Origin of the sequence: Pedobacter sp. MR22-3 (assembly GCF_026240075.1) — a bacterium.
Classification (GTDB): domain Bacteria; phylum Bacteroidota; class Bacteroidia; order Sphingobacteriales; family Sphingobacteriaceae; genus Pedobacter.
This window is the reverse complement of the sequence record NZ_JAPIVF010000002.1, coordinates 681,776-696,575: the sequence shown is the minus strand read 5'-3', so window position 1 is coordinate 696,575 and position 14,800 is coordinate 681,776. Positions and strand designations below refer to the sequence as shown.

Below are 14,800 nucleotides of genomic sequence, written 5' to 3'. Positions count from 1 at the left end.
TAATTAAATATGATGATAATAGAAAAAAAAACCAGAACATATATTCCGCAGGATTTAACCATCAACTGGGAAAGCCTGGAACCACTTTTTAAGGAACTGCAAAGCCGCGAAATCAATAACGTGGAGGAACTGGAACAATGGTTAAAAGACCGTTCAGAACTCGAAGCCGCATTGGAAGAAGATTTTGCCTGGCGATACATCAAAATGAGCTGCGATACAGCCAATGCGGAATTGGTTAAAAGCTTTCAATATTTTGCTGAAGAGATTGAGCCAAAAATTTCACCACTGGCTAACGAATTGAACAAAAAATTTGTAGAAAGTCCTTTCATGGATGACCTGGACAAGGAAAAATTCTTTGTTTACAGCAGAGCGATTAAAAAGGCTTTAGAAATTTACAGGGAAGAAAACATTGAACTGTTTACGCAGTTACAGGTAAAACAACAAAAATATCAGGGCATTACCGGTGCCATGAGTGTGGAAATTAATGGCCAGGAATATACGCTGGAGCAGGCTTCCATTTTCATCAAAGATTTAAACCGTGAGGTTCGTGAGCATGCCTGGAAAACCATTCAGCAACGTCGTTTAATTGATAAGGACGACCTGAACATTTTATTTGATGAATTAATCAAGATGCGAAACCAGGTGGCGCTAAATGCAGGTTTTGAAAACTACCGTGATTATATGTTTCAAGCTTTAGGTCGTTTTGATTATAGCCCGCAAGATTGCTATGATTTTGCTAATGCCATTGAAAAAGAAATCGTTCCGATTTTAAAAGAGCAGGCAGAGAAACGCAGGGAGGCTTTGGGATTAGAAACACTTAAACCCTGGGATGTAGAAGTCAGCATCAGTGGTAAACCAGCACTTAAACCCTTCCATAATGGCGAAGAACTGATTGATAAGAGTATTGCCTGTTTCAATGCCATTGATGAAAAGTTAGGCGTAAAACTGGCAACGATGAAAGCCAACCATCTTTTTGATGTGGAGAGCAGAAAAGGTAAGGCTCCTGGTGGTTATAATTATCCACTGGCAGAAACAGGTGCACCGTTTATCTTTATGAATTCTGCAAACTCGCTTCGCGATTTAACAACAATGGTTCATGAAGGTGGGCATGCGATTCATACTTTCTTAACGGCAAACCTGGAGTTAAATGATTTTAAACATTGCCCTTCGGAGGTTGCGGAACTGGCATCCATGAGCATGGAACTCATTTCAATGGACAACTGGAGTGTCTATTTCGATAATGAAGAAGATTTAATCCGTGCTAAAAAAGAGCAACTGGCCGATGTGCTGAAAACATTGCCCTGGGTAGCCGTAATTGATCAGTTTCAACACTGGATTTATACCAATCCTGAACATACCGCAGCAGATCGGGAAGAAACATTTAAACAAATTTACAATCGCTTCGGAGCGGGTTTTGCAGACTGGGACGGTTTAGAGCAGCAATTTGGAAACGTTTGGCAGAAACAGTTGCATTTGTTTGAAGTTCCTTTTTACTATATTGAATATGCCATTGCACAATTGGGTGCTATTGCCGTATGGAAGAACTATAAAGAAAACCCTGGCAAGGCACTTGATCAATACCTGGCTGCACTTTCTTTAGGCTACACCAAACCAATCAATGAGATTTACGAAACGGCAGGAATTAAATTTGATTTCAGCTCAGATTATGTAAAGGAACTGGCAAACTTTGTTAAAGATGAGTTAGAGAAATTAGGATAATCCATACATCCATATTTACTACGTCGCGGTTAATCCCCGCGACTTTTCTATTTTTAGAAAAAAACATTTATGCGCATCCTTAAAACAATAATGATCATTTTAACATTTGCAACAAGCATTTGTTCCGCACAGCAAAATAATACCATACAGAAATATAGCTTAACCGGTTTCATCAATAAAAAGATTCCGGTTGAATTAAATATTTCCGTTTATAATCAGCTCATTTTAGGAAATATCAGGTATTTAAATACCAGGTTGAAACAGCCAATTAAGGTTATTGGCCATGTGGAAGATCAAAATCAGTATTCGATGCATGAATTTGAAAGAGATGGAAATATTAGCGGAAGCATTTATGCCGCGCTCAAAAACAATAAACTGGAAGGCAACTGGTCGGCAACCAAATCAGATACCAGTTATAACGTCATGCTGGCGATTAAAACCAATAAAAATCTTAAGCCGGAAATATTTTCACCTCTTAAACCAGATCAGCTGGCAGGTGAATATACTTATCAATACGGTGAAAAAGGGTATCAGGGAAACATCACCATCAAAAAAATAAGTGGTAACACCTACAGTTATGATATTGGTTCGGTTACGCATGATCCCGGAAGAAACATTGCTGATGCATCTGGAAAGGCTATTTTAAAAAACAACCAGCTGATTATACAGGTGAACAAATCCTGTACATTCAAAGTTAAATTTTACAATGGTTTTTTAATCATTTCGCAGGAAAGTCCAGGTCAATTAAACGATTGTGAATTCGGATTTAACGCCACCTTAGAAGGCATTTATCTGAAAATAAAATAGTAACCCGAATCAGTTACCTGTATCGCAGACATAGCACATTCTCTTTTCCATTAAATATCCCGACGTGATATATCATTATAAGCTGTAAGCTAAGCTAATATGTATGTTGATTGCCACACAGATCCTCATCTACATCAGCTTACTGTATGTCTTATACCACCTCACTATTTTTATCACGTGTTTTCATAATGACAAACATCACCATTACCGAAATTAAGATCATCACCAAATAGCTGTAACTTAAATTTCGCTCATCCTTGGCAGGGAAAAGATTAACGACACCATAACTCAGGAAGGAAACAATTACATACGTAATACCCCCTGTTAAGCCACCCGCAATCCCCGCATTTTTCGGGAACTTGCTTAAGCAAAAGGTAAAATAATTATTGAATGTATAACCGGCCCCAATATGAATGATGAAAGCGAAAAAAATAAGTGAATACAGGTTGCTGATGAATTGTAGACTGATGATCATCAAGATCACAAACAGGAGCTGCAAGGCTGCGTTAATAGCAAGTCTGCTAAAAAATGGACGGTTAATGGTAGCCTTGCCGATAAACCCACCTACCATCCAGGCAAAACCCAAAACCAGCGAGCTGTACCCCGCAATAACCGGAGAAAACTTAAGGTCGTGTTCAATAATAAAGGGACCCGTCATATTATAAACCATTACCATACAGTACGCCAGGCCCAGCATCACAATGCCAAGGGTAAAGCTACTGGTTTTTACCATCGTGACATAAATGCCCGCTATTTTTTTCAACTGAAACTCAGTAAAATGTTTTAGTGTTTCCCCACTGAAAAGAAATTCAAGTAAAGCAAAAAGCAGCGCGAAACCAGCTAAAAAGTAAAAATTTGATTCCCAGCCAAAGGCAGTTTGTAAATATCCGCCAACAAAGGGTGCAATAATTGGCCCGGTAGACCAGATGATAGAAAACAGGCTTAAATAATGCTTGAGCTGATCACCTGCAAACAAATCAACAAAATAGGCACGTTTGGCTACAACAATGCATCCAACCGTTAAACCATGGATTACCCGCATCAGATAAATCAGATAGATATTATGGGTAACGGCAATTACTATACTCGCTGCAGCAAAAATCAATAAGGCATAAAGGCAAATTTTATAACGCCCGAAACTATCCAGCACACTGCCAATAAACAATTGCGAAACACCATAACTGATCAGGAAGATACTCAAGGTTAGCTGAACCTGGATACTGCTGACGTTCATCTTGCCGGCCATAGTGGGCAGCGAGGGGATATAAATATCTGTAGCGAAACCCGAAAGTGGAATCAAAGCAAAAGCAAGCATAGTGGCTATTTTTTGATTCTTTTCTTTAATATAAGAGACATTGTGATTTACGGCTTGCATGGGGTAATAAATATTATAATCAAATAAATTTTTCCTTCTATAAATTGGCTTGATTGGTTCAAGTTGACAAAAGTATCGTTTTAGCCCATGGATAAATTATGTCAATCAAATAAAGGATAATGTTTTTCAAATAATTGCACATTTTGACACTTTACCAATAATACCTGATTTTTGATACCAATTGGGTCAAAATAATGATGCTTTGAAATTTATATCCTGCTTTAAACGTTTTTAGCTGATATTTTTTTAAGTTTGAAGAATACTACAAGCAAATAAAAATGTTCGAAAAGCTATTCAGGAAGAAATCTATTTCAAAGATATTAAAGGATGCAGCAGGAGGCTATGGCGATCATGAAAATACACTTCACAAAACACTGGGGGTACGGGATTTAACCGCATTTGGTATAGCTGCGATTATAGGTGCCGGAATTTTCAGTACCATAGGCAAAGCCAGTGCAGATGGCGGACCAGCAGTAATTTTTCTATTTATTTTTACAGCCGTTGCCTGTAGTTTTGCCGCTTTCGCCTATGCAGAATTTGCATCTATGGTTCCCGTTTCAGGAAGTGCATACACTTATTCTTACGTTGCTTTCGGCGAACTGGTCGCCTGGATTATCGGCTGGTCACTGATTATGGAATACTCTATCGGAAACATCACGGTGGCAATTTCCTGGTCGGATTATTTTACGGGATTACTTTCTACCATCCGAATTCCTTTTTTGGGTATTGATGGGATCCATATACCCGACTGGGCAACAATGGATTACTTAAGTGCCTATAACGGACACGAACATGCCGAAGCATTACGGGCAGCTGGTAAAAATATTGCTGCCCTGGATCCCGCTACCGCCTTAGCAAATAACGCATGGCTTACCGCACCCCAAATTGGAGGTTTTCACCTAGTGGCTGATCTCCCGGCATTAGGTATCATTATATTAATCACCTGGTTAATTTACAGGGGTATGAAGGAAAGCAGAAATGCCAGCAATGCCATGGTAGTGGTAAAATTAGCGGTGATTATGCTGGTACTGGCGGTTGGTATTTTCTATGTTGATACCAGAAACTGGAATCCCTTCGCACCAAACGGGGTGTCGGGAATTTTAAAAGGAGTATCGGCCGTTTTCTTTGCTTACATTGGTTTTGATGCCATTTCTACCACTGCAGAAGAATGTAAAAACCCGCAGCGTGATCTACCCCGCGGAATGATGTGGGCCATCATCATCTGCACTATTTTATATGTTGCAATTGCACTTGTACTCACCGGAATTGTAAAATCAGATACCCTTGCCGTTGGCGATCCACTGGCTTTCGTATTTGATCAGATTGATTTAAAGCTAATGAGCGGAATCATTGCCGTAAGTGCCGTTTTTGCCATGGCCAGTGTACTTTTGGTATTTCAGATGGGACAACCCCGAATCTGGATGAGTATGAGCAGGGATGGATTATTACCTAAATCATTTTCTAAAATTCACCCAAAATATAAAACACCATCCTTTGCAACCATTGTAGTAGGCTTCGTAGTCGCAGTTCCTTCACTTTTCATGAATTTAACCATCGTAACCGATCTTTGTTCTATAGGTACGTTGTTCGCATTTGTGCTGGTATGTGCCGGCGTGCTGGTATTACAAAACCGCCCTGATGTGCAGCGTGGTAAATTCAAAATCCCCTATCTTAACAGTAAATTCATTGTTCCTGTTGCGTTCATTGCTGCATTGGCCTTCGCTTTTATTCAATTTCCAAAGGAAACCAGTGCCTTCTTTTTTAATACTCCAAAAACGGTTACTACTGTAAATTTTGTCACCTCTTTAAAGGGTGAGGAACTGCAGATGGTAAAAGAAGAAATTGTTAAGGATGCTGTGCCACAAATTATCCTTTCGGAAAAAGTAGATGCAGAATCATACCTCAGTGCTTTACCGGGTAATCGTTACGAGCAGTTTATTGCAGCATCAAAGGTTTCTTTTGATAAGAAATATGAAACAGGCTGGAGTTTGTTTAAACATAAGATCCCGATGTGGATTTTTCTGATCATCTGCGTGGTCATCTCGTATTATTGCATTACTAAAAACCTATCCCTGATTCCGGTTTTAGGATTAATCAGTTGCTTATACATGATGTGTGAACTGGGCATATCCAACTGGATTGGCTTTGGAATCTGGCTGGTTATCGGACTGATCGTTTACTTTGCATATGGATACAGGCATAGCAAACTGGCACATCCTGAAGTTTAATTTATTTCTAATAAGATACTGATGATGAGAAAGTGTCCGCTATCGGTTTACTCCTCATGAACAGGTATCATACGCCGATCTTTATCATAATGAAATCAGTTTCGGTCTGTGGAGACACATGACCGATAAGAAAATCCCCTATCGGTTGGTGACTCACCAACCGAAAACAGGTCCTTTAGTTTTCATTGGATAGCATACGTTATCACCGCTTTTTAAACACAAAAACAGTTAATGCTATCAATCCTATTCCAGAAAGAATAAGGTAATATTCACTATGTGCTAAACCATTTACCTTAGCGGCTGGCCCGGCAATAAATAATAAAACAGCCAATACAATCAATAAGTTCCTGATCATTATACCGCTAATCTGTTCAACTCAATATCATCAGGTGTTACAAATATTAACGGAACTTTCTCTACATCTACATAACTGCTGTCCAGTCCAAAACTACGTTCTTCTGATAAACTTAACTTTTTAAGGATAAAATAATAGTCCATAATCTGGCGTTCATAGAAACTCAGTTTGGTGAATTTAGACAGGTGTTTCTCCAGCAATACAAACCTGAAATCGCCGGCAATTTTATGTTTGTTTAAAGAAGTATACTGACTGGTAATATCAATTTCCCCATTTTTAACCAGCTCTTCCACTACTTTACGATAAAGCAGGTTTACCCGTTGCTCTACCCTGAAGCCCAGTCTGAAATCAATCCTGATTAATTTACCGGGGATTAAAAACTCCACTTTGTAATCCATGGTATAAGGCTCATCCATCACGTCTACGTGAACCAGCCAATACACATCTGCCCGCTTAGGTTCCTTCTGGATAATGGAATAAATAATCTTGGATTCAATCTCCGTTTTAAAGTTTGCGCTGGTTAAATAAACCAGTTGTGAGGAATATTTCGGAACAGATTCATCACTGCTCAGTTCGCTTAAAATCGGATAATAATCTTCAATCTCCACATATTTTACAAAACGGTTTTTAATTTTTCTGGCCACAAACCAGCTCCACATAATAGTAAATAATAAAGATCCGATAAATACCGTCACCCATCCGCCGTGCACAAATTTGGTTAAGTTACTCACTAAAAATGTTCCCTCAATTACAATGTAAGTAAGGAAGAAAATTAAAATGGAATATTTAGGAAACCGCCTGCTGCGCAGATAAAAACTCACCAGAATCGTGGTCATTAACATAGCGATGGTAATGGATAAACCATAGGCTGCATCCATGCGTTCTGACTCTTTAAATAACAAAACAATTCCACAGCAACCAATCCATAACATCCAGTTGATAGAAGGGACATATAACTGGCCTTTTGAAACCGTAGGGTAAACAATCCGGATTTTTGGCCATAGGTTTAAACGTACAGCTTCTGATATCAGGGTAAATGAGCCGCTAATTAAAGCCTGAGAAGCTATAATTGCTGCCATTGTAGCCAGGATCACCATGCCGATCTGAAACTGTTCAGGCACAATCATAAAGAACGGATTCATTTTTGCGCCAGGCATGAAATTAGCGGAGTTTTGCAGAATCCAAACACCCTGCCCCAGATAGTTAAGAATCAGGGTAAGCTTTACAAAGATCCAGCTGATACGGATATTATTTCTTCCGCAGTGACCAAGATCAGAATATAAGGCTTCAGCCCCGGTTGTACATAAGAATACACCACCTAAAATATAAAATGCATTGTGATTGTTAGCCAATAAATGCACTGCATAATATGGATTTAAAGCCCTCAGAATGCTAAAATCTTTGATGATAAAGGTAATTCCTATAACCCCTAAAATGGCAAACCACACAAACATAACCGGTCCGAATAGTTTCCCAACCAAATTGGTTCCAAATTGCTGAATGATGAACAGCATGGTTAAAATGGTTAATACGATCGGAATAACCGGAACATCAAATTTACTCGTTAAACCCTCTATAGCTGAAGTTACCGTAATACTCGGCGTAATAATTCCATCAGCCAGTAAAGCACAGCCACCAATAATAGCCGGTACCACAAGCCATTTGGCTTTTTTCCTTACCAAAGAGAAGAGTGAAAAAATACCACCTTCTCCTTTATTATCAGCCCTTAAGGTAATAATAACATATTTAATGGTGGTTTGGAGTGTCAGTGTCCATATAATGCAGGATAGTACGCCTAAAACAACATCAGTCGTAATGGCACCCGGATGGTTAATTACACCGTCTTTAACCCCCAGTATGATTTTAAAAATTGCGTTAAGTGTATAGAGCGGCGATGTACCAATATCTCCAAATACGATTCCTAAACTAATCAGAACCCCACCGGCGGTTAATGCATTAACATTTTTATGATTTGACACTTTATGTTTTTTTAGTGGGGCAAAAGTAAACTATGTATAACAAATTAACAACCAAATTATTGTGTATTTTTAACACGATCAAAAATGTATATTATTGTTAAATTGTGTTAAAATATCGCTTTCAAACAAAATGTTTAATTTCTTTGTTTAAAATTAATACATTTGCTTCAGCAATTTGATGAAACTCTACACTAGGATAACGTTACTCACAAAACTTGTATGCACAGGGTGTATGGTTTTGTTGTGTAGTTTAAATTCCTGGTCGCAACAAACTGACAGCATTCATTTTAGCTTAAAAAACAAAACCAGAAAAGCCATCAGAATTCCTGAAATCAAAGCCAATATCGAACCTTACAAACCCATATTCGGATCGTTTGGATACTCAGGGGTTTACCATACCTACTCCAGTGTTACTAAAAGTCCGGCCGTAGCAACTAACAAAGACAAATTACTTACGGTAGTCAAAATTTATCCCAATCCTGTTGAAGATCAGTTAAATATTATTTTATCTATTGGTAAAGATGGCACCCAGACAACAATCAAAATTATTGATTTGCTGGGCAATGAAGTAGTCACCCTTGCAAACGAACGCTTAAATGCAGGAGAGCAAACCAAAAGCTTTGCAATCCCTAGCCGTTTAAATGCTGGCATTTACTTTTTAAGGGTAACCGCAGGGTCAGAAAGCCAGGTAAAGCGCATCTCAGTTTTATAAAATCATTTTCTTTTCTATTTTTGAAAAGGTATGGGCAATCTCATACTGCACACACCTTACCTTTAAGAGATGAAAATTATAGCCATCGGACGGAATTATGCCGAACATGCCAAAGAACTGAATAATCCGGTTCCCACTACTCCCGTGATTTTTATGAAGCCTGATACGGCCCTATTAAAAGATAACAAACCTTTTTATCTGCCCGATTTTTCAGATGATATCCATTATGAGCTTGAAGTAGTGCTGAAAATCTGCAAAGAAGGAAAGCATATTGCCGAAAAATTTGCTTCAAATTATTATGACGAGATTGGCCTGGGAATTGATTTTACAGCCCGGGACATCCAAAGCAAACATAAAGAAAAAGGCCTGCCTTGGGAACTGGCGAAAGGATTTGACCATTCCGCGCCGGTAAGTATCTTTTTGCCCAAAAGCGATTTTGAAGATTTATACCTGATGAACTTCGAATTGCAAATTAATGGCGAAACACGTCAGCATGGTCACACTAAAGATTTATTGTTCTCTTTCGAGAAGATTATCAGTTTTGTATCGCAGTATATCACTTTAAAAAAAGGTGATTTGATTTTTACAGGTACACCTGAAGGTGTTGGCCGAGTTCATCAGGGTGATAAATTAGCCGCATGGCTGAATGGCAAACAACTTTTGAATTTTGAAGTTAAATAAGGAATGATTAAAAAACCGATCCTGCATCTATTTAACCTCTCACTTTTTATTTGTTGTTCTATCACCGTTAATGTACTTCATGCGCAGCAGATATTCAGCAATAATAAATATCCCATTACGGATTTCAGGCAACCACTGGACATTGCACCTCCTGCCCTGGCGGGTTCATTTGGCGAACTAAGAGGCAATCACTTTCACTCGGGCGTGGATTTCAGAACCAATCAACGCGAAGGTTATCCTGTTTATGCGGTTGCGGATGGCTATATTTCCAGGTTAAGGGTTCAGAACAGTGGCTTCGGACAAGCGCTTTATATTAATCACCCGAATGGTTTCACTACCGTATATGGGCACTTACAACGTTTTGCACCAAAAATAGCTGCGATTGTAAAAAACCTGGAATATGAGAAAAAATCATTTGAGATTGATGAATTTCCCGATGCCACATTGATTCCTGTACATAAAGGTGAAGTAATTGCCTGGTCTGGTAACCGGGGAAGCTCTGGCGGTCCGCATTTACATTTTGAAATCAGAGATACCAAAACTGAAGAAACCATTAATCCACAATTTTTCGGCATTATCATTCCAGATAACATCCCGCCTATTATTCATGGATTATACGTTTACCGTTTAAACGGCAAAACATTTAATGAATTTACACCCAAACAAGCTATTGGCATTACAGGCGCGAATGGCAATTATAAAACTGTTGCCCCCCTTAGTTTAACGGGCGAAGTTGGATTTGGATTAGTGACTACAGACCGACATAATGGTGCATCTGGCACCAATGGGGTGTATTCTATTCAGCTGGAAATGGATGGGAAGATGATCTATACTTCTGCGCTGGAACGTTTTGCTTTTGAAAACAGCAAGGCGATTAATTCGCATATTGACTACCCCACATACCTGAATACGAAAAGAAGTATTCAGAAAAGTTTTGTCGATCCCGGAAATCCTTTAAAAATTTACAGCGGATTGGTGAACAGCGGAAAAATTAATTTCAACGACGGCGCCGCACATCAGCTTCGGTATATCATTACAGATGCTAAAGGGAATGCGTCCATTCTACCTTTTACCGTAAATGCAGGAAGTGCACCAATTATGGCACCTATTATTCCATCAGGCATAATTTATCCCTATGGGAAAATGAATGAATTTAATACAGAAGACATTAAAGTAGTTTTCCCAAAAGGAACCTTATATAATGATTTAAACTTTGTTTATAAAAAGCTTCCGAAGCCGGCAGGAAATGCGTGGTCTGCTGTCCATCAAATTCATAACCGTTATACCCCGCTTCACATTGGGTTTGATTTATGGATTAAGGCTGATCAGCTTCCGGAGAACTTAAGGTCAAAAGCACTTATCCTCAATTCAAATGGCTCGACACAGGGAGGATCTTATGATAATGGATTCGTAAAAGCAACACCTAGAAACTTTGGAAGTTTTTACATTGCTGTTGATACCATTGCACCACGAATTTCTCCTATCAACATCATCGAAGGAAAAAGCATGTCAGGTCTATCAAGAATGAACTTCAGGATCAGTGATAATTTGTCTGGCATTAAAAGTTTTAATGGTTACCTGGATGGTAAATGGATTCTCATGGAGTTTGATGCGAAAACCGCGACGCTTTGGCACAGCTTTGATGAGCGAACCACTTCCGGTAAGCATACCTTCGAACTCGTGGTGGCCGATATGAAAGATAACACAAGAAGATACACGGTACATTTTTCCAAATAGATGGTACAAATGTTTTAAAATGTCATCTTTTAAAAGATCGCGAACAGGATACTAATTTAAACTGTTTACATTGCAGCATTAAATTTAAATATTAATCAAAATTCAATCATTTTATATATGGCAGAATTAAAAGAAGGTGATCCGGCACCAGCAATTACATCAAAGGATCAAAGCGGAAATGAAATTTCACTAAATGATTTTAAGGGTAAAACCGTAGTGCTTTACTTTTACCCCAAGGATGACACACCGGGCTGTACAGCTGAAGCATGCGATTTCAGAGACAATTATCAGGGGCTGCAAGCCAAAGGCATTGTGGTTTTAGGTGTTAGTGTAGATGATGAAAAATCACATCAAAAATTCATTACCAAGCACAACCTGCCCTTTACCTTACTGGCCGATACCGAGCAGAAAATTGTAACAGATTATGGTGTATGGGCTGAAAAAAACATGTACGGAAAGAAATATATGGGCACTGTTCGTACCACATTTATTATAGATGGTGAGGGTAAAATTGCCCATATAATTAAAAAGGTTGACACTAAAAACTCAACTCAACAGGTACTCGATTTAATCAATAACTAATTATAATATAGCAAGTAAAATATTAACTTTGCTATGAACAACAACCTCGTATTTAATGAAACATACAATTAAAGAGCTAGAAGATATTGCCTCACAAATCAGAAGAGATATCGTTAGAATGGTTCACGGATGTCAATCTGGACACCCAGGCGCTTCGCTTGGATGTGCTGATTTCTTTACAGCTTTATATTTTGAAGTACTGAACCATAAAACAGATTTTACCATGGAAGGTGTTGGTGAAGATTTATTCTTCTTATCTAACGGACACATTTCTCCTGTTTGGTACAGTACACTGGCACATGCCGGCTATTTTGATAAAAGTGAACTGGCCACTTTCCGTAAGCTGGATTCCAGGTTACAGGGTCACCCAACCACACATGAGCATTTACCTGGAATCCGTATTGCATCCGGATCATTAGGTCAGGGATTATCAGTAGCCATTGGTGCTGCTTTAGCCAAAAAGTTAAATGGCGATCAATCTCATATTTTTGCCTTACTTGGTGATGGAGAATTACAGGAAGGCCAAAACTGGGAAGCAGCAATGTTTGCGCCGTTTAACAAAGTAGATCATTTAATTGCTTCTGTGGATTATAACGGACAGCAAATTGATGGCCCAACCAGTAAAGTACTTGCGTTAGACGATTTACAGGCAAAATTCGAAGCGTTCGGATGGCATGTAATCAATACTGATGGTAATGATATGCAGGCTATTGTGGAAGGTTTGCATTATGCTAAAACTTTAACAGGAAAAGGTAAACCGATCTTAAATTTAATGAGTACACAAATGGGTGCAGGTGTTGATTATATGGTAGGTTCGCATAAATGGCACGGTACGGCCCCAAATGATGAGCAACTGGCCTCAGCATTGGCGCAGTTACCAGAAACTTTAGGGGACTATTAAATTAGATTTGAGACCATAGATAGGAGATTTAAGACTAATTGTTGCATGATCTCCTATCTAAAATCTCATATCTCATATCTAAAAACAAAATGAAAAAATACACATATACAGAGAAAAAAGATACACGTTCGGGATTTGGTGCTGGCTTACATGAGGCAGGAAAGAAAAACGAAAACGTGGTTGCCTTATGTGCCGATTTAGTTGGATCGCTAAAAATGGATGCTTTTATCAAAGATTTTCCGGAGCGTTTTACACAGGTGGGTATTGCAGAAGCCAATATGATTGGTATTGCGGCCGGAATGACAATTAATGGTAAGATTCCTTTCACCGGAACCTTTGCCAATTTTTCTACAGGTCGCGTTTACGATCAGATCCGTCAGTCGGTAGCTTATTCTAACAAAAATGTTAAAATCTGTGCTTCACATGCCGGATTAACTTTGGGTGAAGATGGTGCAACCCACCAGATCCTGGAAGATATCGGTTTGATGAAAATGTTGCCGGGAATGGTGGTGATTAATCCATGCGATTACAACCAGACCAAAGCCGCAACTATGGCTATCGCAGAATATGAAGGTCCTGTTTATTTACGGTTTGGCCGCCCGGTAATTCCGGTATTTACAGATCCTGATCAAAAGTTTGAGATTGGTAAAGCCTGGATGGTAAATGAAGGAACTGATGTAACCATTATTGCAACAGGCCATATGGTATGGAAAGCCATCGAAGCTGGTGAACAACTGGCTGAACTGGGCATTGATGCAGAAATCATCAACATCCACACCATTAAACCATTGGATGATGAAGCCATTTTAAAATCGGTTAAAAAAACAGGTTGCGTAGTAACCTGTGAGGAGCACAATAAATTTGGTGGTTTAGGTGAAAGTGTTGCGCGTTTATTAACGACCGAATTACCTACTCCGCAAGAATTTGTAGCTACAAATGATACTTTTGGCGAAAGTGGTACACCTGATCAGTTAATGTCTAAATACGGCTTAGATGCAGTTAACATTGTTGAAGCAGTTAAAAAGGTAATTGACAGAAAAAAAGCTTAAATTAAGTCACTTTAAAGGCACGAAGAACGCGAAGAAAAACTTGGTGGTCTTGGTGCCTTTTTAGTAAAAAATACTAATATTCCTCGATGAAACCAATTGAAGATTCGCAAATTCTTGAAATGTTTGCCGTCGAGAAAACCCGCGATGAAGCTTTCAATTTACTATTAAAAAAATATCAGCAGAAAATTTACTGGCACATCAGGCGATTGGTACTCAACCATGATGACTGTGACGATTTATTACAGGAGGTATTTGTAAAGGTGTGGAAGAATATTGATAAATTTAGAAACGATTCGCAACTGTATACCTGGATTTATCGCATTGCCACAAATGAATCCATCACTTTCCTCAATAAACAAAAACTAAAAAATAATACTCCTTTGGATGAGGTTTCTGCAGAACTGGCTGAAAATCTCGTAGCTTCTTCATATTTTAATGGAGATAAATTAGAATTAAAGTTGCAAAAAGCCATTCTTACCCTGCCCGAAAAGCAACGTCTGATTTTCAACATGAAATATTTTGGAGACATGAAATATGAGGAGATTTCGGAAGTACTGGGCACATCAGTTGGGGCGTTAAAAGCATCATTCCATATTGCTGCAAAAAAAATTGAAGCTTTTATTACAAATGATGAAATAGATTATTAAACCTTTTCACTCAAATTGTATCCTATAT

At 38.7% G+C, this 14,800-nt stretch carries 12 protein-coding genes; 10 read left to right on the top strand and 2 right to left on the bottom strand.

Annotated elements, in window-relative coordinates; genetic code table 11:
• Positions 1–12: 12 nt before the first annotated feature.
• Positions 13–1,719 (top strand): M3 family oligoendopeptidase, encoded by a 1,707-nt coding sequence (locus OQ267_RS06650; RefSeq protein ID WP_265835362.1) that lies wholly within the window; start codon positions 13–15, stop codon positions 1,717–1,719.
• Between the two features lie 90 nt (positions 1,720–1,809).
• Positions 1,810–2,526, top strand: a complete 717-nt coding sequence (locus OQ267_RS06645; RefSeq protein WP_265835308.1) for a hypothetical protein — start codon at positions 1,810–1,812, stop codon at positions 2,524–2,526.
• A gap of 151 nt (positions 2,527–2,677) precedes the next feature.
• On the opposite strand, the gene OQ267_RS06640 is transcribed toward OQ267_RS06645, so the two are convergent.
• A complete protein-coding gene (locus OQ267_RS06640; RefSeq protein WP_322974797.1) occupies positions 2,678–3,901 on the bottom strand; it encodes an MFS transporter in 1,224 nt (407 codons plus the stop codon).
• 278 nt (positions 3,902–4,179) lie between these two features.
• Here OQ267_RS06640 and OQ267_RS06635 point away from each other — a divergent pair, with 278 nt between their 5' ends.
• Entirely contained in the window at positions 4,180–6,129 is a 1,950-nt protein-coding gene (locus OQ267_RS06635; RefSeq protein WP_265835307.1) for an amino acid permease, read from the top strand.
• A 354-nt stretch (positions 6,130–6,483) separates the two neighbouring features.
• Here the strand turns inward: OQ267_RS06635 and OQ267_RS06630 are convergent, their stop codons facing one another.
• Complete coding sequence (locus tag OQ267_RS06630) at positions 6,484–8,463, bottom strand: KUP/HAK/KT family potassium transporter (protein WP_088299365.1); 1,980 nt, start codon at positions 8,461–8,463, stop codon at positions 6,484–6,486.
• 232 nt (positions 8,464–8,695) lie between these two features.
• On the opposite strand from OQ267_RS06630, the gene OQ267_RS06625 reads away from it, so the two are divergent.
• The 7 genes from OQ267_RS06625 to OQ267_RS06595 all read left to right on the top strand — a co-directional run bounded on the left by OQ267_RS06625 (position 8,696) and on the right by OQ267_RS06595 (position 14,772).
• Entirely contained in the window at positions 8,696–9,175 is a 480-nt protein-coding gene (locus tag OQ267_RS06625) for a T9SS type A sorting domain-containing protein (protein ID WP_265835306.1), read from the top strand.
• 69 nt (positions 9,176–9,244) lie between these two features.
• Positions 9,245–9,856, top strand: a complete 612-nt coding sequence (locus tag OQ267_RS06620; RefSeq protein WP_088299363.1) for a fumarylacetoacetate hydrolase family protein — start codon at positions 9,245–9,247, stop codon at positions 9,854–9,856.
• Between the two features lie 3 nt (positions 9,857–9,859).
• Positions 9,860–11,593 (top strand): M23 family metallopeptidase, encoded by a 1,734-nt coding sequence (locus OQ267_RS06615; protein WP_265835305.1) that lies wholly within the window; start codon positions 9,860–9,862, stop codon positions 11,591–11,593.
• A gap of 117 nt (positions 11,594–11,710) precedes the next feature.
• Entirely contained in the window at positions 11,711–12,175 is a 465-nt protein-coding gene (bcp, locus tag OQ267_RS06610) for a thioredoxin-dependent thiol peroxidase (protein WP_265835304.1), read from the top strand.
• A gap of 55 nt (positions 12,176–12,230) precedes the next feature.
• Positions 12,231–13,076 carry a transketolase gene (locus OQ267_RS06605; protein ID WP_088299360.1) on the top strand — a complete coding sequence of 282 codons (846 nt, stop codon included), beginning with the start codon at positions 12,231–12,233 and terminating at the stop codon, positions 13,074–13,076.
• 89 nt (positions 13,077–13,165) lie between these two features.
• Entirely contained in the window at positions 13,166–14,125 is a 960-nt protein-coding gene (locus OQ267_RS06600) for a transketolase family protein (protein ID WP_265819677.1), read from the top strand.
• A gap of 86 nt (positions 14,126–14,211) precedes the next feature.
• Positions 14,212–14,772: an RNA polymerase sigma factor gene (locus OQ267_RS06595; protein WP_088299358.1), complete on the top strand. Its 561-nt coding sequence runs from the start codon at positions 14,212–14,214 to the stop codon at positions 14,770–14,772.
• Positions 14,773–14,800: the final 28 nt, after the last annotated feature.

What these genes read in the sequence shown, in the direction of transcription:
- OQ267_RS06625 (WP_265835306.1), top strand. Translation starts at nt 8,696, where the DNA reads ATGGTTTTGTTGTGTAGTTTAAATTCCTGGTCGCAACAAACTGACAGC.
- OQ267_RS06620 (WP_088299363.1), top strand. Translation starts at nt 9,245, where the DNA reads ATGAAAATTATAGCCATCGGACGGAATTATGCCGAACATGCCAAAGAA.
- OQ267_RS06615 (WP_265835305.1), top strand. Translation starts at nt 9,860, where the DNA reads ATGATTAAAAAACCGATCCTGCATCTATTTAACCTCTCACTTTTTATT.
- OQ267_RS06605 (WP_088299360.1), top strand. Translation starts at nt 12,231, where the DNA reads ATGAAACATACAATTAAAGAGCTAGAAGATATTGCCTCACAAATCAGA.
- OQ267_RS06600 (WP_265819677.1), top strand. Translation starts at nt 13,166, where the DNA reads ATGAAAAAATACACATATACAGAGAAAAAAGATACACGTTCGGGATTT.
- OQ267_RS06640 (WP_322974797.1), bottom strand. Translation starts at nt 3,901, where the DNA reads ATGCAAGCCGTAAATCACAATGTCTCTTATATTAAAGAAAAGAATCAA.
- OQ267_RS06650 (WP_265835362.1), top strand. Translation starts at nt 13, where the DNA reads ATGATAATAGAAAAAAAAACCAGAACATATATTCCGCAGGATTTAACC.
- OQ267_RS06635 (WP_265835307.1), top strand. Translation starts at nt 4,180, where the DNA reads ATGTTCGAAAAGCTATTCAGGAAGAAATCTATTTCAAAGATATTAAAG.
- OQ267_RS06595 (WP_088299358.1), top strand. Translation starts at nt 14,212, where the DNA reads ATGAAACCAATTGAAGATTCGCAAATTCTTGAAATGTTTGCCGTCGAG.
- bcp (WP_265835304.1), top strand. Translation starts at nt 11,711, where the DNA reads ATGGCAGAATTAAAAGAAGGTGATCCGGCACCAGCAATTACATCAAAG.
- OQ267_RS06645 (WP_265835308.1), top strand. Translation starts at nt 1,810, where the DNA reads ATGATCATTTTAACATTTGCAACAAGCATTTGTTCCGCACAGCAAAAT.